The organism is Gilvimarinus gilvus (genome assembly GCF_030518155.1).
Taxonomy (GTDB): Bacteria; Pseudomonadota; Gammaproteobacteria; order Pseudomonadales; family Cellvibrionaceae; genus Gilvimarinus; species Gilvimarinus gilvus.
Genome location: NZ_JAULRU010000215.1, coordinates 97,837 through 117,280 on the forward strand (window position 1 = coordinate 97,837; position 19,444 = coordinate 117,280).

The window sequence follows — 19,444 nt, forward strand, 5'->3', positions numbered from 1 at the left end:
TCGCTAACGATGCAAATCTAGGATTTTCGGGGCGCTTGTGGCCCTTACCAATTACAACCCAAGGCCAGAGTTAAGGTAAACAGATTATGGACTTTTTGACGACGATCGTGCGCTTTTTCCAAAATGGTGGGCCATTTATGTACCCCATTGCACTGGTGTTGGTTATTGGTTTGGTCATCGCCATTGAGCGCTACCTGGTGTTAAGCGCCGCCAAGCGTGCCAATGCGCAGGCCTTTAACCGGGTGATGCCACTATTGAAAAAACGCGACTACCAAGGGGTCGTGAATATGGGCCGCTCGGCCGAAGCACCCATTGCCCGTATCGTCGCCGCCGGTGTAGCGCGTATGGGGCAATCCGGTGGCCGCGACGATATTGAGCTGGCCATGGAAGAGGGTGTACTGGAAGCTATGCCGCGGCTGGAAAAACGCACGCCGTATTTGGCGACCCTCGCCAACATCGCCACACTGCTGGGTCTTTTGGGCACCATTATCGGCCTGATCGCCGCCTTTACCGCGGTGGCTGAGGCCGACCCGGCCGAGAAAGCCACCTTGCTATCGAACAGTATTTCCGTAGCCATGAACACCACCGCATTCGGTTTGATATCCGCCATTCCGTTGCTGCTGTTTCACGCCATGCTGCAAACCAAAACCACCGAGCTTGTGGATTCGCTGGAAATGACCGGGGTCAAATGCCTTAACTTGCTGACCGCTACCACCGCTAAGCCTGCTGCCAAAGCCGGCGCCTAAGCTGAGGCTTAACCATGCGGTTTAGACGACGTCGGCACGACGAAGAGGCCGAACTCAATATCACATCGTTTATGAACCTGATGATTGTTCTGGTTCCGGTGTTGCTATTGAGTATGGTGTTCTCGCGCATCACGGTACTGGAACTCAATCTGCCGGACAGCGCCTCTGGCAGTGCCAGCGAGGAATCCGAAGATTTAGATTTTCTCGAAGTGGTGATTTACCCCGAGTACCTGGGCGTTAATCACCCGGCGGGCAATCGAGCCTTTTCGGTTTGCCCCCTTACCGAAGGCGAACAGGCCGGTACCCATAACTTCGGCGAGCTCACCACCGCTCTGCAACAAATTAAAATTCGTTTGGAAGACACTTACGATATAGAGAAAAACGATATTGTTTTGCTGGCCCAACCGGACACCGATTACCAAACCATCGTCAGCACCATGGATGCGGTGCGCTCATTTAAAGCCGTGGTTGCCGCCAGCGTTGTCGATGCATCGCTTTTTCCGGAAATTTCACTGGGCGACGCGCCGGAAAATGACCCGGAGGCCACCGAAGTTCCCTGCGGCGATGCACAATTGGCACCAACCGACGCACAAACTGATTTAGGCGGAGGTGCGCCATGAAGCAATCGCTGCGCGCCAAGCGCATGGCCAAGCACCATCGCCGCAACAAAACCGTGCCCAAGTTAAACCTGGTGTCGCTGATGGATATCTTCACCATTTTGGTGTTTTTCCTGTTGGTGAATTCGTCCGATGTAGAAGTACTCACCAACGATAAAAGCATTGAACTGCCCGCATCAGTGGCCAGTACCATTCCGGAAACCACTTTGGTGGTTATGGTGAACGACAGCCGTATTATGGTCAGCGGCCGCCCCATTGTAGAGGTTGCGGACATTGGCGAGGGCAATGAAATTGAACCGCTCCTAAACGAACTCAATTACCGCGCAGAGCGCCGCACGCTCACCGCCGAGCAAGAAGCCAATGGCTTGCCCATTACCATTATGGGCGATCAAGCGATTCCCTATACACTGCTCAAACAGGTTATGAATACCTGCGCACAAGCGGGCTACCGGGATATTTCACTGGCGGTTAACCAACAAGCCGACGAGCGTGACGACGCCTTAGAACAAACGGGAGCCACTGACTGATATGGCCCGAGGCGATAACCCTTTACTGCAATCACCTTTTGCCCGCAGCGCCGAGGACGATGCGCGCTTTGGCAGATATCTGGTGGTGGCCGTCGTCATTTTTGCCCTTATCGGCATTGCCATTCCATTGATAACTGTGCCGGAAATTGAGCGCGAAGAAAAAGAGAAACTACCGCCGCAGCTAGCGCGGGTATTGTTAGAGAAAGAAGAAATTCAACCGCCGCCACCGCCTCCTCCTGAGCCAGAACCCGAAGAGGAACCGGAGCCCGAACCTGAGGAAGAGCCAGAACCTGAAGAAGAGCCGGAGCCGGAGCCGGAGCCTGAACCCGAGGTAGAACCCGAACCGGTGAGCGAAGTCGACCAGGCGCGGGAAGTGGCTAAAGTGTCCGGCGTACTGCAATTCCAAGACGCGCTCGCCGATATGCGTCAGGCAATTGATACCGAAGCTCTGGCCAGTGAAGAAATCACCCGCGGCGCGGCCGATGCGCAAAAAACTGAACGCAATCTAATTACCAGTGGCGCCGAGTCGGACAGCGGCGGCATCAACACCGCTGCGCTTTCGAGCAACACCGCAGGTGTTGCCTTGTCCGGCCGCGAGACCACTCAGGTAGAAAGTCCGCTGGATGGCGCTGATGCGGTGGCAACGGGTGAGGCGAATGAAAACACCCGCAAGGCCGGTGAGCGCAGCGATGAAGAAATTCGCAAAGTTATGAGCCAGCACGCTCCGGCATTGGACAGACTCTATCGCCGCGCCTTGCGCAGCATCCCAACGCTGGAAGGCAAGGTGATACTGCAGTTAGTGATAAGCCCGGATGGTTCGTTGGCGGTTACTATTACCAGCTCTGGGTTGAACGACCCGGATTTGGAAGCCAAAATTCTCGCGCGCTTACAGTTGATTACCTTTCCGGCGGACTCTGGGGTACAGGTGACGACAAGGCCGTATACGTTGAATTTTTTGCCGCAATTGTAGGATTAAGGTTTTGCGTCCGTCCTCAGACATCAGTCGTCTGACTTATTCTTTTTTGCCCTCTTTCGCCGGGCGGGCGAATTCCTTCTTGTGACGCGACAAGAAGGAATCAAGAAACGCGCCCGCGCATCTCAGCCCTGCGGGTTCCCGAAGGAACGGCTATTTTCCGGGCCGGAAAAAATCGCTTCCCAGCGCTTTTCCTGAATTGCACGTCCATGTGCAACTCTCCCGAAAAATAGCCGCTCCTTCGGCTGGATACGATGGGGTAGGGCGCTTCGTAGTGAATTTGGGCTTTAGCGTCAGACCACAGACGTCCGACATCAGACCTTGTTTTGACCACTTGCCAAGTTGCAGAGTCCGTGGCACTCTTTTCTTCAAGTGTTGTACAGATTTGACCAACTGGAAGGTATCCAAGCGCATCGGGAGTGGTGTGATGCACTTTACTTTCTTTGGTTAATTCAAATATTGATATCTAAGGGGCACAATAGGCGGTGTACAGATATAGACACTGTATAGGCATATATGGCCACAGGTTCCTATATTTAGACATAGTGTCTAAATGTGCCCGCGCGCATTAATAGCAGTTATGTTTCAGGGTAGTTCGGAGTAAAAATGGATATCGACATCAACCCACCGGAAGGTATGAAAACGGTGATGTGTGACAACAAGCCTGTTGGCTATGTCAAAGATGTCCAAGATCCAAAAGAAGCTGCTAGGCTTGCTCAGGAACTACTCAAGTCTAATGGCCTTTGGCATGACATACCAAAGGCAGAGATGATCTATGGTCAAGCTCAGTCATTTGCGAATGCATCAGCACATATTTATAAGAAAGATTTAAAGTCGTCACCAATTAACCCGCAAGGCATTACTCCTTTTGTCGTTAATGCGGCTTTTAGTGCAGAGATGTATCTCAAGTGCCTTCAAGAAATTCATGGCGAGGTAACAGAGTCACATGTTCTAACTACCTTATTTAAGTCGTTACCTAATAAGGTCAAAGACAGAATAAACAAGACATGTAAGAGCTTTGAGAGTCAGTACGAGGTAGAAAAAGGCGTTCTGTTCAAAGACCACCTTAAAAGCATAAATCATGCTTTTATTAATTGGCGGTATATCTATGATAAGAGCACTGAATACGTCAATATTCAACGAATAATTTTTGTTTTACAAGTGCTGCATGAAGCTGCAGCTATAGAGCTCGGTATAAAAACGTAACATAAACAAAGGGGACAGATTTATTTTTGAAGGCTCGCCGACGGAATCTTCCCCTTTACTAACTGCCGCTATCGTTGAATATTTTACTAGGATTCCGTGGGAAAGCCGACAAGCTCCGCGGCATAAATCAGTAAGGCGAACTCGCCACTAACACGGCCGCTGATAGAGGCTTGGGATAAATTGGAAATACAGTGCTGTCTGTATAGAGAGTACAATTCGGAACAGTATGGATATTGTAAAAGAAATTTCAGAAGACATTTGGATTGTAGACGGAGATGCAGTTCCTTGGTTTGGAATGCCCTATACCACAAGGACCACAATCGTTAGATTGGAAAACGGCGATCTATGGGTTCATTCACCGGGCAAGCTATCCAGTGAATTGTGTTCGGAGATAGGTATACTGGGCCCAGTCAAGCACCTGGTATCACCCAACAAAATCCATCACTTGTTTATGGAGGAATGGAAAGCACACTATCCAGAGGCAATTCTATACGCTTCGCCGGGGCTTAAAGATAAGAGACCAGATATTAAATTTGCAGAGAACCTGGAAGACTACCCAAACAAGTACTGGGAAGGCGAAATAGATCAAATTATTTTTAAAGGCAGCTCTGTAATGGAAGAGGTCGTTTTCTATCACAGAGCAAGCCAAACCCTTATACTTACCGATCTAGTGGAAAATTTTCATCCAGATTATTTTTCAGGATATCAAAAGGTACTAGCAAAAATAACCGGCATAGTCAGCCCGAATGGGAAAACCCCGCTAGATTGGAGAATGTCGTTTTTACTGGGAAAGAGCCAGGCCAGGTCGTGCCTAGAAACAATGATATCGTGGAGCCCGAGACGAATTATCATTTCTCATGGAGAGTGCATTTTTAATGATGCAATCGATTTTATTAAAAAATCATTTTCATGGTTAGGCAGCACATAGCAACACTGTTAACATAAAATTTCATACGCCAAACTGCGAATAATGAATGGCCCACAGGGCGTGGCTCCCAAGGCCCGCTCCTGGTATAGTAATCTATTTAAATTTAATGAAATGAATTTTTGAATATTACCGACCTCTCCCCTGAGCTCGCACCAGCAGCGCAATGATAGTCACCATAGGTACATTCATAGTATGAAGAAATGGAGCTTTGTGATCGGATCTGTTCTTACTGCGTTAGGAGCGGTTCTTCATTTTGCGATTATCATAGGCGGCCCCGATTGGTATCGAGCGTCCGGGGCAGGCGAAAAGCTGGCCCAAATTGCGGCAAGCGGCTCGCTTTATCCCGCCTTTCTAGGCACTTGCTTAGCGTTTATTTTTCTAGGTTGGTCTGCTTACGCGCTTTCCGGCGCTGGCCTGATTGGGCGTCTCCCGTTATTAAAGTTCGCGTTACCGGCCATAGCCCTATTATGTACCGTTAGAGGGGTATATGGCTTCTTTGTACCGTTTTTTGTGAAAACGGGCTATGTTATAAATTTGGGTGTTGGATTCTGGGTCTATAGCTCGTTGATATGGCTCACGATTGGCCTAAGTTATTTTGCCGGTATATCGTTAAACTGGACCTATATTGCAAACAAACATGAGTAGAAATTATGCACTGCTCACATCGTAGCTTTGTGCGAGATATAATCATTAGGGTCAGAGCCCAAGAAAATCGAGACATTTATGGATGAAAAGTGAAATTAGCAAAAGAAGAAATTAAAACTGCGACGATTATTACGCTGCTATTTATAGTTGCTTTTTTAGCTGTCCAGGTTTTTTATGTACACCCTTTGATAATGGGCTCTATCAAGCCTACGTATGAATCTATGAACAAGTATAATCAATACAGGTTTTCGACAGAGACTGGATATATAGATGACTTAGAGAATAATAATATTAACGATGTCCTTTATCAGCTTTATGAATCAGTAAAAAGCAATATAGAATGTAATGATAGTGACGAGGTCTCATGCATACCATCATCCCGTCACAAGGAGTTTATAAAAAGGTACGAAGCCTATATGCAGCAGGAATGTAATAATAATTGCACCTACGCCTGCATTTCCTACGGTAAGACTATGACCGCCCAAAAGAGATTTGACCTCGCAGAAAAGTCGTATTTAAAAGCCGCTGAATCTGGCAACCGAACCGCCATGTCACGCCTGTATTACCTCTATAGCAATGAACAGTGGTCTGGATATTCCGAAGAAAAGGCTACGTACTGGCTTTATCAAATAAGAGATTAGAATAATAGACAGATCATTTTGAAGGATTATTTTTCATGGACACTCTTTACTTAGCAGTTACAATCATTGTTATCTCCCTATGGGCGTGGCTAACTCTACTGTCAACAGCCTGCCTTTTTCTTGATCGAGACCTAAAACCTGTTCAAAGATGGGGGCAGCTATTCATCGTTTTTTTACTCCCATTCATTGGCGCTTCTTTTATTCTAAGAATGGTTTCCGGGCATTCCCCTGGTATTACCAATCGATTTTTTATTCCTTGGCCTTTTAGTAGGTTAGTACTTGGTCAACCATTGCGAAGTGATGGAATAGGGAATAATGGCGAGGAGTTGCCCGGTTCACATTGCGGATCGAGCCAAAGTGGTGGCGATGGCGGTGATTAATTTTTGACGTAATTTAGTACACTTATAAGCGCGTATAAGTGTGCTAAAATTCTGGCGCCGAGGCTGCATATGACAGTAGGCATGGCTCGATTCATTTTTATTGTAATTAATAAAGGGGACGGGGGGTTCCATTATAAATATCTGTCCAGTTAAAATAAATCTGTCACCTTTTCTCAGAAAGATGGCACGGGGCCACCTTTAACAATCACAAAAAATCACACCTGGCGGAGTTCCAGTATGGAAGGAAATAATAAAGAGCGACAAATAAACGCTCATGTTTACGGAAATGAAAAATCTCTATTTGTAGTTCACTTAGTGCTTAGCATGATTTTCTGGTTTTTGATCATTCTAGGCACTTTTGGCACAGCTCTAATTTACGTTCTTCTATTTTTCGTTGGTTATCTTTTCGCTCAATCAGGACTCATTTCCTGGATAAAGGGCAATGGTATAAAGATTTCTGAGCAGCAGTTCCCTGACCTCTATGAACGTTACTTACAAAGCTGCCAGCGGCTAAATATGAAAGACATCCCGGAAGCTTACATTCTGGAAGGCGGCGGAATACTTAACGCCTTTGCAACACGATTTCTGGGCCGAAACTTTGTAGTAGTTTACTCAGACGTTATTGACGCCATGAATGAATCACCGGGGTCCATTAACTTTTACTTTGGTCACGAATTAGCCCATATTAAGCGCAATCATTTAACTTGGGGAGTGGTAATTTGGCCCTCCAATATTCTTCCTTGGATAGGCGCTGCATATTCTCGCGCACGTGAGTATACGTGCGATCAATTTGGCAAGCTCTGCTGCGACGACTCACTGCAAGCTCTTAATGGTATGCTTCTGCTAGCAGCTGGTGGAAAGCACTATAAACATGTCAACATTGACGTTTACTTAACGCAGGCAAAGAGTACCGGAAAGTTCTGGATGGCATTTCACGAGCTGATTGGGGACTATCCATGGCTCGTTAAACGTGCGTGCCGCTTGCAAGATAAAGATTACAAATTCCCTGGGCGAAACCCTCTTGCGTGGCTTCTAGCGCTGCTTGTCCCGCGGTTGGGTATAGGGACAGGCATAATTCCACTGATGATCATCGTTGCGATTATTGGAATCCTCGCAGCAATCGCCTTACCCGCTTATCAGGACTACACTGTACGCGCCGCCACCAGTCAGGTATATCATGTGGGCGCCCAAGCCGCTGAATTAACTCAACGGCATTACAACTCCTACGGCAACCTACCCGAAAGCCTAGAATCACTCGGCATTGACCAATTATACCCTTCCGAAGTGTTGAATATGAATCTCAATCAGGACACGGGCATCATTGAAGTTACTCTAGCGCAAAGAGCTGCTAGAGGTAAATCTTTGCTGTTTGTACCCACGACCAATGAATACAATGAAACAATATGGGTTTGCATGAGTGAAGACATTAAAAATAGTCAGCTTCCTAGCGCCTGTAGGGAATAGTAGAACGTAAACGTTTCTGGCTAGATGCATTTCGTTCGTCTAGCCCGTTAAGCAGCGCCCCAATAGGCGATTCAGCGCAACATAAAACCCGGTTATAAATAATACAGAGTGAAACTAAATGGATTTTGATGAAAATAGGTACAAGGTACTAAAGCTACCGAATTTGATGTTAGTTCACTGGGTGATGAATCCGGGTTTGGTGTTTAATGAGTTGGTTTTGGGGCAGCGTATTCCCAAGGTGACTTTGACGGATAAAACCAGTGATGCACCCTTGATGGAGCGACAGTATGTGCCTTGCCCGCACTGCCATACCATTCATAGCAGCGATGCATGGCCGAAAAAGGGGATGTTTGGCAATTGGTTTGGATTGCTGTGCCCCAGTTGTGATGGAATTATTCCCTGCCTTTGGAACTACACCAGCCTTGTTTTACTTGCCATGACTTTTCCCATTTGGGGCTGGTTGCGGCGGCCGCTTGAAACTCGCTGGCGGGCATTCAAGAAAAAGCAGCTTTTGCAGAATATAGATGCTGAGCCCACAAAGGCCAAGGATGTATCCTGGCTTAAAATGGGGCTCGCCTACGGTACGTTTATGTTCTGTGCGATGACGCTGATCAAATTTATTACGAGCGAACTGAATCAACAAGACATTCTCATTCAGGCAGCTATTTGGTTGCTTGGCGGTTTAGCGTTTGGCGGTGTTATGAAGTTTCTAATGGGTAGGGGCAAAAGTACGTAACAGTGTTCTCGCAAAAATGTTGGCTCTAACCATCGCAAATGTGCGGAATTAAAGAAAATTTACCAACAGCTCTTGTTACAAGCCCCTGCAGGCTATTTGTATCACTATTGAGGTATCGGGTATAGTGACTATGGACGTAGTTGATTAGACATAAAGGGACGGGGTCGACGCAATGAATATGAACTTAACACTCATCGGGCAGGTTATTTTTGTCTGGATAATAATTAATACGGCACTTTGCTATTATCTGGGCCGGAGAAAAACGGAAACACCGTTTTTAAATACATTTATCGGCTTTGTTCTCGCTTTCTGCCCACCACTGTCATTAATTTATATAGCCGTATTATCACTGAAGAGCGATGTTTCACACCCTAGCGCAGACGCTAGTTGAGGTACAAAGCGAAAATTGGATCGGCTAAATGGCTAGCTTTTCTTTGTACAGCGCTGCCTTAATGGATTCCGCGCCTGCTGTAATCGAAGCACTCGGATCAATGTGGTGGCTGCTAGCCGCCGCAGTCGTTATTGTTGTTTTTTCATCACCTTGGCTCAAAGGTATTGTGGGTGAGTTACAAGTCAAACTCATCGCAAAGCTTAGACTGCCGCGAGATATATATCACGCATTCCACAATGTTACCCTACCCACTGTTGATGGCAGCACCCAAATAGATCATATTTTTGTCTCTCGTTTTGGTATTTTCGTCGTTGAGACCAAGAATATGAAGGGTTGGATATTTGGCGCCGAAAAGCAAGCGCAATGGACACAGAAGATCTACAGAAAAAGCTACCGCTTTCAAAACCCTCTGCGCCAGAATTACAAGCACGTCAAAGCACTAAAATCTGCTTTGGAGCTTAGCAGCGACACGATTCACTCAGTCATTGTTTTTATTGGCAACAGCAAATTTCAAACACCTTTGCCCGCCAATGTGACTCACTCTGGTGGTTATGTATCTTATATCAAATCGTTTAACGCACCCGTTCTTACAGACACACAAGTTGACGACGCGCTGGCAAAACTACAGACCGGGCGCCTGCAACCGAACCGAAAAACCACCCGTGAGCATGTGCAGCGATTAAAAAACAGGACGAGCGCATCTTCGCATATACTTTGCCCCCGATGCGGAAATACAATGATTTTACGCAAAGCTAAACGGGGGCAAGCCAGCGGCAATAGCTTCTGGGGCTGCTCAACCTACCCCAAGTGCCATCAGACCATACATATTGATACCAAGCGGGGTCGAGGATCTACCCAAGAACCGGTATGATGCGCGCTCAATATCGTTTTAGGATCAACCATGCCCCTGTTCGAAGAGCTGGATTGCCAAAACTCCCCCATTGGGGAAATTTCCTTGCGCCGCCGACGTATTCCCGCCTTTGGCGAGCGCTACATTTACGAGGTCAAGCTGGGCGACGAGTTTTTAATGTCGAGTATGTTTGTCGCCGCCGAGGAGGCGCTATCCTCGCTCGGGCTTGCCGCCTTAGAGGGCGGCAACCTTGATGTGGTGGTGGGAGGTTTGGGACTTGGCTATACCGCAGTAGAGGCTCTGAAAGATAAGCGCGTCAACGAGCTGCTGGTGGTCGACTTTCTAGAGACTGTCATTGGCTGGCACAAACACGAACTGGTTCCCTTGGGCAAAATTCTTAACTCCGACTCGCGCAATCGCTATATTCACGGCAGCTTTTTCGACTTGGCGGTAGCGCCCCATACCGGGTTTGACCCGAATCAGGAAGGCCGCCGCTTTGACGCAATTTTGCTCGACATTGATCATTCGCCCACCGAGTTTTTAGACCAGAGCAATGCTGGCTTTTACACCACCGAAAATCTCGGGCTTATGGCCCAGCAATTAAAACCTAAGGGTGTTTTTGCCATGTGGTCACAAAACCCACCGGAACCCGCCTTTGAGGCGCTGCTGAAAACCGTATTCAGCCGCATCGAATCCCATTTGGTGAGCTTCTACAACCCATTTCAGAACAACCAGGCCCGCAATACGGTGTATGTGTGCCATGTATAGGTAGGCCTAATTTCGTCTCTATCACGAATATTGTTTTTCGAGATTGACCACCTATGCAGACGAAAATTAATGTACTAATACATCAATTAATCGATCTATACTGCTAACTTTAGATAGAGTGTTTGGTAAAGACCGTCAACATGACTTTTAAAGTATGGTTAAAATCTAAGGTCGCAGACCGTGCTTTGGCTCCCCTTCGTCAAGAAATGGCGGAGCTAATAGAAAATGATGCCTCGGTAATCGATATTGGCTGCGGAACAGGTGACTTTTTGCTTCTCGTAGCGCCCACTATTTCAAAAGGATATGGCATTGACCTAGATTCTAATATGATTCAACACGCCCAGAATATGGCAAAGCAAAATTCGTACTCTCATATCAAGTTCGATTGCCTCAATGCTATTGCAACCTATGGAGTAGAGTTTGATATCGCATTTAGCACCTTGTGCGTACATGAGCTTCGTTTCGAAGAGGCCTGTCAGTTATTGAAAACTATGGCCGAACACTCAACTAAAATTGTTATTGCAGACTACGCTCAGCCACGCTCATTGTTAGCCAAATTTTTGATAGAGATTGATGAAATAGTATCTGGTCATTACCAAAGATTTAGAGACTACAGAAGCGCGAAAGGCATACCAACCTACGCGAAAAGATGTAACCTCCGAATCACACGAACAATACCAAGCCGTATCGATGGCATTGTAATATGGGAACTACAATCAGCTTAGTACTGTCAGATTTTCCGGACAAAGCAGGCGACATTGAGTTGGGATTCGCCCTTAACTTATCATCATCACTCACTGCGGTATATAAGATTCAGCCTAAGCTCGGATAAGGTTGTAAAACACTGCCGGTCACTCTTCCAGCCGGGATTCGCCTTGCCTAGTACCAGCACAGGATATTCTGGCCCTCCCGTACCTGCACCTGAAGCGAGCCGCAAACTAAGATTATCGACCGAACTCGCCGTCCAGGGAAACACAAAATTGGGGCCGCTGCCCAGCCGGGCTTCGGTATGGCCGTCACCCAGTAAATCCGTGCGCTCTCTCAAGTTGAGCTCTTCCCCATCAATATTCAATTCCGTAATTTCAACAGCAACATCAGAATCGAGCGTGGCCTCTGTCGGTAGCGGAGACCAGTCAACAATTACCGAGTCAACCAAGGTATCACGTGTTAATTCGCAACCACTGTTTTCGGTGTGCCCTGTATCCAACCCGCTGAGGGTCACCTGATACAACGAACCTTCGGGAGGGTTTGTCTGTAATTCACTTAGGTCAAATGACAGTAATACATGAAACTCCCAGTTGCGGTCACGGCGACACCGAGGTCTTTGTCCGTCATTATCATGGCTTACGTAACCAACCTCTGCGCTGTCGCCAGGTAAGTCATCGTACGTGAAATATGACAATGGGATACCATCAAACGCATTGCATATAAGCCCGCTTTGCGAGCCGACTCGCAGAGTGAATACTTGTTGACGTATATCGGGTTGCAACGAAATATGCTCGTAGGTAGGGCGGGGGTGGCAAGACACCAACACCAATGTAGCCGCAACAATACTCGTGACCTTGTACATAAGCGCCTCCAGCTATATTGCCATTACATTAGCACTCTCCGGGCGAAATAGTGCGCTCTAAGGTGCCGATATTCCCATGCACACGGCACTTGGCAGCTAAATTTATAGTATGGCAATGTATTTAGTGTGAGAATCCTCCAAGGCTATATATACTCGGCTATACGAATGAATGCAGAATTGTTAAAAAAGTTTTCGCTCTATCCCCCATTGGCTCAACAGCAACTGCACGCTGTTCGCGAACTTATCGGCCACATCGCACAGGAGTACAGTCTGGGCGCCGTAGAAGAGTCTATAAAATGGGGAGAGGCAAGCTACACGGTAAAAGGCGGCAGTGCTGTTCGTATGGATTGGAAGCCAGCTACACCCAACGCCATAAAACTATTCTTTCACTGCCAAACCAAGCTGGTTGAGACCTTTAAAGAGATTTACCCGCACGAATTTGTCTATGAAGGCAACAGAGCGCTTGTAATTCCCCTAACGACGGACATTGCGACCTCGCCTCTAGCCCACTGCCTGCAAATGACGTTGAGTTATCATCGGGTCAAACACTTGCCTTTGCTTGGCGCGTAAAAGCCACAGGCGCTTGGCCAGTTTCGAAAGGCGTAATGCCATCGAACATCACTTATCTCGCCTGTTTAGGCGCGCCTGCCCGCACGGACAGTTGCGTGTTATAATGAAAGAAATGCCAATAACCGCTATTTTATGAGAAAACCCGGAATTTCCAGTAACTACCCGCAAACAGGCTTTACGCTCATCGAGCTTATTGCCGTTATCGTTCTGCTTGGCATTCTCACCGCCGTCGCTGTCCCTAAATTTATTGACCTTAAAGAAGCCGCTATTGAAATGTCGATGGAGGACTTGGTCGGCGCGGTTAAAGGCGCCGCCAACATGGCTTATGCCAAGGCGATTGTTGAAGATGTGCATCAGGACGCAGCGGCGACTATTACTGTCAACGGGCTTGTTATCGATATTGCCTATGGATACCCAACCGGAACCGCTACTGGCATTGACCGAATGATCAATCAAAGCGGTTGGCAAAAGCGAGCCAGTGTTTTCGCAGGTGCCTGGGTTTATTGGCACGGAGTTATTCAAGAGGACGCGGGCGCAGCCCAATGCTATATACGTTACCGACAGCCCACCGTCGTAAATACACCCCCCGTTGTGGATGTGCAGACCTCTGGATGTTAGCCCCAGAGTAGATTGCTCGTGGGCTTAATTTTGGTTCCCGTTAGTTTGCCAGGTTAGACAAACTGTTTACCTGCGCTACAAAACCTCTCAGCTTACCCAAAAACCGCGACATTCTCACCAAAGAGCCTTGGATGATCCAGATTGTTTTTTGCCAGTATATACACTGAACCCAAAACTTTAAGTTGTGCATAGGTCCGCAGATGAGAGCTTTAATTACTCTGGCAATCGCCTTGTTATCCGTCTCAACGTCAGCTGATAAAACACTTCAGAACATTGATGATCTTGTCTGGAAAAACCGGTTAATATTGGTCTGGTCAAATAATATAGCAGCGTCGAAACAACAACTAAAACTCGAAGCAGTCGAAGTAGAAGATCGCGACATTATTTGGTTTTTATTTAGTGAATCAGATGTGGCGACTAACTACCAAGGGGAACTCACAGAAGAGTTTACCGAAAGCGCAAAGCAATTTTTTCAAAGCACCGACAACCAGGTAGTGTTAATTGGCAAAGATGGCAGAGTTAAGGAGCGAGATTCGCAAATGCTTTTGGACTCTTTATTCAGAAAAATCGACAGAATGCCCATGCGCATAAATGAAATGGAGCGATACGACTGAATATGTTCTAAATGGATATCTAGCACATCGTCTTCATCACATGATAAATTTATACCTGAATTCTAAACCTACCTTTCAACGCCGAGGTCTTGCTGCAGGGTCGCGCCAGGTCCGAACCTCTTCTGATAAGCCGCCGCCGACACTCCTACGTTGCGGTAGAATGCTCGCCTAAAAACATCCAGATTTTGGTAGCCGCATTGTTCGACTAGCGCCTTCAGCGCTATGCTTTTATTGTTGAGTAGATCTTTTGCACGCTCGATGCGACGTTGCTCGACGTACTGACCGGGCGAGCATTTCATAATACGAGTGAATTTACGGGAGAAATTTCTACTACTCATGGCGCAACGCCGGGCTAATACTTCTACACGAAGATCACGCTGCAGATTGTCCTGAATATAGAGACAGACATCAGAAAGAACGTCATCGTCGCATTGCTGTGCCCGAAGTTTTTCGGAGTATTGCGATTGCCCTCCGTCACGCCTGTACGCCATCACAAGATTGCGTGCTATTTTCATCGCAGCTTGTCGGCTGCTATCGCGCTCCACAAGCGCCAACGCCAAGTCCATACCCGCTGTAACCCCGGCGGAAGTAAATACCTTGCCATCCTCTATATAAATTGCGTCCGGTTCTATGCGGATACTCGTGTCCAGCTCACTGAGCCTGGCAATGTAGCGCCAATGACTTGTGGCACTTTTTCCCGATAGACTTCCCGCTGCCGCTAGAGCAAGGCTTCCGCTACACACCGATACCATGCGCTCCACGCGGCTCGTATGACGCTGAATAAAACGCAGAAAATTTTTATTGCTGACTGCGTGTTCAATACCGACGCCACCAATAACCACCAACGTGTGGCAATCTCGCAACGAAGACCATTTTTGTGTGGCCACCTGCAATCCGTTACTGGCCGTTACCAGTCCACCGGGCTCAGAGATGACCTTTATACGATAGGTCGGTTTATCCAGCGTGTTTAACTGATGGAAAACCTCCATTGGGCCGGTCAAATCCAGTATCTGAAAGTTCTGATAACACAACAGCGCAATGGTTTTCACAGCAAGCCTCTGACCTAAAACATCTAGAATTTGTCATTTAGGCCATCATACCCACTCTTTATACTGAGCGTAAATACGGAGGAAACACTATGTCTTATAACGTCGCTATTTTGGCATTCGATGATTTAGAAGAACTCGATTTAGGCGGGCCTTGGGAAGTACTACAGTCGGCGCGCGAGTTAAACAATAGTTTTGATTGCAAGATCTACACGCCAGACGGGAACGACCTCACGGCAAGCAAAGGCATGAAAATCGGTGCACACGGCTGCATCGAGAATGTAGAGCATTGCGATATCTTAATAGTGCCCGGCGGTAAGGGCGTCTGGCCATTGCAGACTGATAGCAATTTTCTGCAACATGTTACCCGACTGGCCAATACGGCCACCTGGGTATGTAGCGTATGCACAGGGAGTTTCCTGTTAGCCTCAGCTGGCCTGCTAAACGGTAAATCGTGCACGACTTACCACGCTTATACCGAAAAACTACGCAAAACAAGCCTGATAGGGGAGGTGTTAGATCAAGTTCGCTATGTGGTAGATGGCAATGTGTTAACAGCCGCCGGAGTGTCTGCGGGTATTGATATGAGCCTGTGGCTTGTCAAAAAACTCGAGGGTGAGGCATTCGCAAAGAATGTTCAGCGGTATATGGAGTACTATCCAGAACCACCGCTAGACGAACACGTGCTAGGCTCGGATAACGGTCTTTATAGCGCTGACGTTAACGTATAGCGTAGCGAGCGAGGAATAACTTAACACTTTCTTCTACCAAGTAGTCCGTATTGCTAACGCTATCACTTAAGCCATACAGCAAAGGGTAGAAAACCAAAGACTTTAGCTGAAACACAAACTGCTTGGACGCCAGCTCCAGATCATCAATAGCAAGTACGCCATCGTCGACGGCCGCCTGTAGAAAAACGGAGAAATAGCGCAAACAACCCATCGACGACTTGTTAATCATTTTTGCCAAAGATGCATCGGTTAGCATCTGCAAAAATGCCACGCGGGCTACTTTCAAAAAGGCCGGCGAGGTCAGCAAACCTATCTCTTGTTGAGCAATAGCGGTGAGTTGAGCGTGTATTGACTCGCCCGGTGCATAAGCCAGGATTTCGCCCTGATCAACCTTGGCGAACATTGCCTCCAGCATAGCCGCAAACAAATCGGCCTTGGTTGCGAAATGGTTATATACCGTACGTTTGGACACTTCAGCGCGAGCCGCTATTTGGTCCATGCTGGTCGCCGCCACGCCATGTTCGGAGAATAACGCTTCGGCAGCGGTAACGATTTGTAGGCGTTTTTGCTCAGATAGCTTCATTGTTCAACGTTTTCACCAGTTTGTCAGCATCTTACCCGAACTCATAAAAAATTACACTCAGCAGTTTACTTTTCACTTGCCCGTAAGATAAACTACACCGTATAGTTTACTTTTGGAGCCCAACATGTCGTTAAAGGCATACGCTACAACACTACTTATGACCCTGATTACGGGAGGTTGTACCTTGAGCAGTTCACTCGCCGCAGATTCCGTACAAAACACCAACACAATCGATGCAGGCACACCCGCCCGAGTAGATGAAGGCAAGTTTCTCAACCACAAGCCCACCGAACCCAGCAGCGTTTGGCGCACTGTACAGATTTTCTGGCGCTATATAACCGAGTCTCGCGTTGACCCCGAGCCCACCTCAGAACTGCCGATGAAAACTGTAACCCGCCAACAATTAGATAACTTGAGTAATGAGGGCTTGCACATTATTAAGCTGGGCCACTCATCGCTTTTACTAAAGGTGGTAGGCGAGTATTGGTTGATTGACCCGGTATTTTCCGAGCGCGCATCACCCGTTGGCTTCATGGGCCCAAAACGCTTTCAACCCACACCCATAAGTCTGGAAGAATTACCCCCCATTGCCATCGTACTGATTTCCCACAATCACTATGATCATCTGGATAAGCAAGCTGTTGAATCATTGGCTGATAAAGCCCGAGAGTTTTTGGTACCCCTCGGAGTAGACAAGCAACTTCTGGACTGGGGCATCGCCAAGGACAATATTCAAACCTTTGATTGGTGGCAGTCGGTTGTGGATACCCATGCGACAATAACATTTACCCCAGCTCAGCACTTTTCCGGCCGAGGCCTACAGGACACCAATGAATCCTTGTGGGGTTCTTGGGTGATCGAAACCGAGCAGGGAAAATTGTTTTTTAGCGGCGACTCTGGTTATTTTCCCGGCTTTAAGACCATAGGCGACAAATTCGGGCCATTCGACTTAACGTTCATTGAGACAGGTGCCTACAACGATGATTGGCCGGACGTGCATATGACACCGGAGCAAAGCGTACAGGCCCATATCGACTTAAACGGTAAAGTAATGATGCCCATTCATAACGGCACCTTCAATCTGGCTTTTCACCCTTGGTACGAACCACTAAACCGAGTCAGCGAAGCCGCCGCTGCTCAGCAAGTAGAACTCACCACTCCAGTAGTCGGGGAGGTACTAGCACTAGGCGATCAACTTCCCAGCACGCACTGGTGGCAGTCGCTTGAATAAGCGCCCTTGTTCCACATAGGCTATTAGCCTTAACCATTTATCATCCGATTGCAGGAGGTTACGTTTGGCATACTCTGTCACCTAACGATGGGTTCATCCCCTTTTGGCTGGCGGCCCTGTCGTGTTATCCGGCTGGGCTACCATCGTTCTGCGCGCTGGCATCGAAAACTGTGAGCAGTTTCAAAATTTGTTGTGTATATTCGTTTTGTATTTGAATCAAATCGTCGGCAACCTCTGCACTGTATATTAACCCACAATGTTGCTACTCCGCTTTCACACTGTATTGCGCTCCGGGCCAGAACTCATTAATCTCATCCGCCTGTTGCTGCGCACTAAAGCGCTCCCAGACGACACCATTGATGTCTTTATCATGGCTAAATCTGCTTGCCGTATTGTCTTCCCAGCCTAAGTGTCTAAGTTCTCCCGGCTTGCATTGCGTATCTTGACGAACAGATATATTTAAACTGTCTGTGCGCCACAGAGCATACTCACCCTTTACATGCACGTCGGGAGAAGCGCCTATACGGGCGCTGTAATCATCTACCGTTGCGTCTATATTGTCGGTTGACATAGCAACATGGAATTTTTTCATATCGTCTTTCTCATAATCGTCTTGTTTTGGCATTTGGGTCTATAATACCAAACCGGAGGTGTCACTATGCGAGTCTTTTTAATACTTTGGTTATGTGTATTCAGTACCGCCCGGGCCAACCAACCGGCTAACACACTAAATGCACCCATACACTCGGCCAGCGAAGTAATAGAGGCCACACTTAACCACTTCAATACGTCCACAGATAAGGTGATAGTTTTTCATGTAAGCTTTGATTACATAAAGCAAATTTGGCATATCGAATTAACCCCAAAAGACCCACCTTGCATTGATTGCTTTCCGAGTATCTACATCAGAAATAAAAATCCTATTAGCATAGAGACCATTCCCCATGGCTAGCTTGATCACCCTAATTGCAATTGCAATAGTAGCGTTTGTTTTTCTAAAACGACTAGGTATTATACAAACGCCAGCTCAGCGCGAGCACTTAATTGCTACCTATCGCTTCCCTCCACGATTACATAAAAAAGTGTTAGACACTTATCCGCATTTGTCTGACGATCAGGCCAACAAAGTTATTGACGGGTTGCGGGAGTATTTCCAACTGTGTAACACCGCCGGCAGGCGCAGCGTGGCTATGCCATCACAGGCGGTGGATGTCGCTTGGCACGAATTCATTTTGTTTACGCAAATGTACAGCTATTTCTGCAAAAAAGCACTGGGGCGTTTTTTACATCACACCCCGGCCGAGGCCATGCAAACCCCCACCCAAGCGCAAGCTGGTATTAAAACAGCCTGGAAAGTTTCCTGCCGGCGTGAGGGTATTAGTCGCAATAATCCTGAGCGCTTGCCTTTACTGTTCGCGATGGACGCCGAACTTAATATCGAGGACGGATTTCACTATTCGCTCAACTGCGAACAAAATGGCAGCGGCTACTGCGCCAGCCATATCGGTTGTGGCTCTGGTGGTTGCTCGGGCGGGTGTGGTTCAGGCAGCGGCAACGATGGCGGAAGTAGTTGTGGTAGCGGCTGCGGCGGTGGAGACTAGTCGCGCAA

General features: G+C 47.5%; 23 protein-coding genes. 19 read left to right on the plus strand and 4 right to left on the minus strand.

All coding sequences use genetic code 11. From position 1 onward, the window contains the following. Positions 1-86 precede the first annotated feature (86 nt). The 13 genes from QWI17_RS02105 (at position 87) to QWI17_RS02165 (ending at position 11,597) form a co-directional block, all read left to right on the plus strand. Entirely contained in the window at positions 87-746 is a 660-nt protein-coding gene (locus QWI17_RS02105) for a MotA/TolQ/ExbB proton channel family protein (RefSeq protein ID WP_302720834.1), read from the plus strand. Between the two features lie 14 nt (positions 747-760). Beyond that, positions 761-1,366, plus strand: a complete 606-nt coding sequence (locus QWI17_RS02110; RefSeq protein WP_302720835.1) for an ExbD/TolR family protein — start codon at positions 761-763, stop codon at positions 1,364-1,366. Further along, positions 1,363-1,890, plus strand: coding sequence for an ExbD/TolR family protein (locus tag QWI17_RS02115; protein WP_302720836.1), 528 nt, complete (start codon positions 1,363-1,365; stop codon positions 1,888-1,890). Before QWI17_RS02110 ends, QWI17_RS02115 begins: the two co-directional genes overlap by 4 nt. Before the next feature lies 1 nt (position 1,891). Then, positions 1,892-2,860, plus strand: a complete 969-nt coding sequence (locus QWI17_RS02120; protein ID WP_302720837.1) for an AgmX/PglI C-terminal domain-containing protein — start codon at positions 1,892-1,894, stop codon at positions 2,858-2,860. A gap of 609 nt (positions 2,861-3,469) precedes the next feature. Next, positions 3,470-4,069, plus strand: a complete 600-nt coding sequence (locus QWI17_RS02125; RefSeq protein WP_302720838.1) for a hypothetical protein — start codon at positions 3,470-3,472, stop codon at positions 4,067-4,069. 226 nt (positions 4,070-4,295) lie between these two features. Next, positions 4,296-4,997: a DUF4336 domain-containing protein gene (locus QWI17_RS02130; protein ID WP_302720839.1), complete on the plus strand. Its 702-nt coding sequence runs from the start codon at positions 4,296-4,298 to the stop codon at positions 4,995-4,997. Positions 4,998-5,189: 192 nt separating this feature from the next. After that, positions 5,190-5,642: a hypothetical protein gene (locus tag QWI17_RS02135; protein WP_302720840.1), complete on the plus strand. Its 453-nt coding sequence runs from the start codon at positions 5,190-5,192 to the stop codon at positions 5,640-5,642. Positions 5,643-5,731: 89 nt separating this feature from the next. Further along, positions 5,732-6,283 (plus strand): SEL1-like repeat protein, encoded by a 552-nt coding sequence (locus QWI17_RS02140; protein WP_302720841.1) that lies wholly within the window; start codon positions 5,732-5,734, stop codon positions 6,281-6,283. A 617-nt stretch (positions 6,284-6,900) separates the two neighbouring features. Next, entirely contained in the window at positions 6,901-8,127 is a 1,227-nt protein-coding gene (locus QWI17_RS02145; RefSeq protein WP_302720842.1) for a M48 family metallopeptidase, read from the plus strand. A 118-nt stretch (positions 8,128-8,245) separates the two neighbouring features. Continuing rightward, the gene (locus QWI17_RS02150; RefSeq protein WP_302720843.1) at positions 8,246-8,863 is read left to right on the plus strand and encodes a hypothetical protein; all 618 of its coding nucleotides are present in this window, start codon (positions 8,246-8,248) and stop codon (positions 8,861-8,863) included. Positions 8,864-9,282: 419 nt separating this feature from the next. After that, positions 9,283-10,125 carry a nuclease-related domain-containing protein gene (locus QWI17_RS02155; RefSeq protein ID WP_302720844.1) on the plus strand — a complete coding sequence of 281 codons (843 nt, stop codon included), beginning with the start codon at positions 9,283-9,285 and terminating at the stop codon, positions 10,123-10,125. A 30-nt stretch (positions 10,126-10,155) separates the two neighbouring features. Beyond that, positions 10,156-10,872: a spermidine synthase family protein gene (locus QWI17_RS02160; RefSeq protein ID WP_302720845.1), complete on the plus strand. Its 717-nt coding sequence runs from the start codon at positions 10,156-10,158 to the stop codon at positions 10,870-10,872. Positions 10,873-11,012: 140 nt separating this feature from the next. Beyond that, positions 11,013-11,597 (plus strand): class I SAM-dependent methyltransferase, encoded by a 585-nt coding sequence (locus QWI17_RS02165; RefSeq protein WP_302720846.1) that lies wholly within the window; start codon positions 11,013-11,015, stop codon positions 11,595-11,597. A gap of 65 nt (positions 11,598-11,662) precedes the next feature. Here the strand turns inward: QWI17_RS02165 and QWI17_RS02170 are convergent, their stop codons facing one another. Further along, positions 11,663-12,442 carry a hypothetical protein gene (locus tag QWI17_RS02170; protein WP_302720848.1) on the minus strand — a complete coding sequence of 260 codons (780 nt, stop codon included), beginning with the start codon at positions 12,440-12,442 and terminating at the stop codon, positions 11,663-11,665. A gap of 165 nt (positions 12,443-12,607) precedes the next feature. On the opposite strand from QWI17_RS02170, the gene QWI17_RS02175 reads away from it, so the two are divergent. From QWI17_RS02175 to QWI17_RS02185, 3 genes are all read left to right on the plus strand, one after another. Next, the gene (locus QWI17_RS02175) at positions 12,608-13,012 is read left to right on the plus strand and encodes a DUF1801 domain-containing protein (RefSeq protein WP_302720849.1); all 405 of its coding nucleotides are present in this window, start codon (positions 12,608-12,610) and stop codon (positions 13,010-13,012) included. Between the two features lie 132 nt (positions 13,013-13,144). Next, positions 13,145-13,630, plus strand: a complete 486-nt coding sequence (locus tag QWI17_RS02180; protein ID WP_302720850.1) for a type II secretion system protein — start codon at positions 13,145-13,147, stop codon at positions 13,628-13,630. A gap of 200 nt (positions 13,631-13,830) precedes the next feature. Then, complete coding sequence (locus tag QWI17_RS02185) at positions 13,831-14,244, plus strand: DUF4174 domain-containing protein (RefSeq protein WP_302720851.1); 414 nt, start codon at positions 13,831-13,833, stop codon at positions 14,242-14,244. Positions 14,245-14,312: 68 nt separating this feature from the next. Here QWI17_RS02185 and QWI17_RS02190 read toward each other — a convergent pair whose 3' ends face one another. Next, positions 14,313-15,293 carry a GlxA family transcriptional regulator gene (locus tag QWI17_RS02190; protein WP_302720852.1) on the minus strand — a complete coding sequence of 327 codons (981 nt, stop codon included), beginning with the start codon at positions 15,291-15,293 and terminating at the stop codon, positions 14,313-14,315. A gap of 89 nt (positions 15,294-15,382) precedes the next feature. Here QWI17_RS02190 and QWI17_RS02195 point away from each other — a divergent pair, with 89 nt between their 5' ends. Then, on the plus strand, positions 15,383-16,021 hold the full coding sequence (locus tag QWI17_RS02195; protein ID WP_302720853.1) for a DJ-1/PfpI family protein: 639 nt from the start codon (positions 15,383-15,385) through the stop codon (positions 16,019-16,021). On the opposite strand, the gene QWI17_RS02200 is transcribed toward QWI17_RS02195, so the two are convergent. Further along, positions 16,011-16,604 (minus strand): TetR/AcrR family transcriptional regulator, encoded by a 594-nt coding sequence (locus tag QWI17_RS02200; RefSeq protein WP_302720854.1) that lies wholly within the window; start codon positions 16,602-16,604, stop codon positions 16,011-16,013. The genes QWI17_RS02195 and QWI17_RS02200 overlap by 11 nt on opposite strands. A 124-nt stretch (positions 16,605-16,728) precedes the next feature. Between QWI17_RS02200 and QWI17_RS02205 the strand changes: the two genes are divergently transcribed. Further along, positions 16,729-17,835: an MBL fold metallo-hydrolase gene (locus QWI17_RS02205; RefSeq protein ID WP_302720855.1), complete on the plus strand. Its 1,107-nt coding sequence runs from the start codon at positions 16,729-16,731 to the stop codon at positions 17,833-17,835. Positions 17,836-18,097: 262 nt separating this feature from the next. Here QWI17_RS02205 and QWI17_RS02210 read toward each other — a convergent pair whose 3' ends face one another. Continuing rightward, a complete protein-coding gene (locus QWI17_RS02210) occupies positions 18,098-18,460 on the minus strand; it encodes a VOC family protein (RefSeq protein ID WP_302720856.1) in 363 nt (120 codons plus the stop codon). A 319-nt stretch (positions 18,461-18,779) separates the two neighbouring features. On the opposite strand from QWI17_RS02210, the gene QWI17_RS02215 reads away from it, so the two are divergent. Further along, complete coding sequence (locus tag QWI17_RS02215; RefSeq protein WP_302720857.1) at positions 18,780-19,436, plus strand: glycine-rich domain-containing protein; 657 nt, start codon at positions 18,780-18,782, stop codon at positions 19,434-19,436. The last annotated feature ends 8 nt before the right edge of the window (positions 19,437-19,444 follow it).

Bases quoted from the DNA above. Each gene is read 5' to 3' on its own strand.
- QWI17_RS02205 (WP_302720855.1), top strand. From the start codon at position 16,729: ATGTCGTTAAAGGCATACGCTACAACACTACTTATGACCCTGATTACG.
- QWI17_RS02180 (WP_302720850.1), top strand. From the start codon at position 13,145: ATGAGAAAACCCGGAATTTCCAGTAACTACCCGCAAACAGGCTTTACG.
- QWI17_RS02200 (WP_302720854.1), bottom strand. From the start codon at position 16,604: ATGAAGCTATCTGAGCAAAAACGCCTACAAATCGTTACCGCTGCCGAA.
- QWI17_RS02115 (WP_302720836.1), top strand. From the start codon at position 1,363: ATGAAGCAATCGCTGCGCGCCAAGCGCATGGCCAAGCACCATCGCCGC.
- QWI17_RS02135 (WP_302720840.1), top strand. From the start codon at position 5,190: ATGAAGAAATGGAGCTTTGTGATCGGATCTGTTCTTACTGCGTTAGGA.
- QWI17_RS02120 (WP_302720837.1), top strand. From the start codon at position 1,892: ATGGCCCGAGGCGATAACCCTTTACTGCAATCACCTTTTGCCCGCAGC.
- QWI17_RS02170 (WP_302720848.1), bottom strand. From the start codon at position 12,442: ATGTACAAGGTCACGAGTATTGTTGCGGCTACATTGGTGTTGGTGTCT.
- QWI17_RS02145 (WP_302720842.1), top strand. From the start codon at position 6,901: ATGGAAGGAAATAATAAAGAGCGACAAATAAACGCTCATGTTTACGGA.
- QWI17_RS02210 (WP_302720856.1), bottom strand. From the start codon at position 18,460: ATGCCAAAACAAGACGATTATGAGAAAGACGATATGAAAAAATTCCAT.
- QWI17_RS02175 (WP_302720849.1), top strand. From the start codon at position 12,608: ATGAATGCAGAATTGTTAAAAAAGTTTTCGCTCTATCCCCCATTGGCT.
- QWI17_RS02110 (WP_302720835.1), top strand. From the start codon at position 761: ATGCGGTTTAGACGACGTCGGCACGACGAAGAGGCCGAACTCAATATC.
- QWI17_RS02215 (WP_302720857.1), top strand. From the start codon at position 18,780: ATGGCTAGCTTGATCACCCTAATTGCAATTGCAATAGTAGCGTTTGTT.
- QWI17_RS02185 (WP_302720851.1), top strand. From the start codon at position 13,831: ATGAGAGCTTTAATTACTCTGGCAATCGCCTTGTTATCCGTCTCAACG.
- QWI17_RS02160 (WP_302720845.1), top strand. From the start codon at position 10,156: ATGCCCCTGTTCGAAGAGCTGGATTGCCAAAACTCCCCCATTGGGGAA.
- QWI17_RS02195 (WP_302720853.1), top strand. From the start codon at position 15,383: ATGTCTTATAACGTCGCTATTTTGGCATTCGATGATTTAGAAGAACTC.
- QWI17_RS02155 (WP_302720844.1), top strand. From the start codon at position 9,283: ATGGCTAGCTTTTCTTTGTACAGCGCTGCCTTAATGGATTCCGCGCCT.
- QWI17_RS02165 (WP_302720846.1), top strand. From the start codon at position 11,013: ATGACTTTTAAAGTATGGTTAAAATCTAAGGTCGCAGACCGTGCTTTG.
- QWI17_RS02125 (WP_302720838.1), top strand. From the start codon at position 3,470: ATGGATATCGACATCAACCCACCGGAAGGTATGAAAACGGTGATGTGT.
- QWI17_RS02105 (WP_302720834.1), top strand. From the start codon at position 87: ATGGACTTTTTGACGACGATCGTGCGCTTTTTCCAAAATGGTGGGCCA.
- QWI17_RS02150 (WP_302720843.1), top strand. From the start codon at position 8,246: ATGGATTTTGATGAAAATAGGTACAAGGTACTAAAGCTACCGAATTTG.
- QWI17_RS02130 (WP_302720839.1), top strand. From the start codon at position 4,296: ATGGATATTGTAAAAGAAATTTCAGAAGACATTTGGATTGTAGACGGA.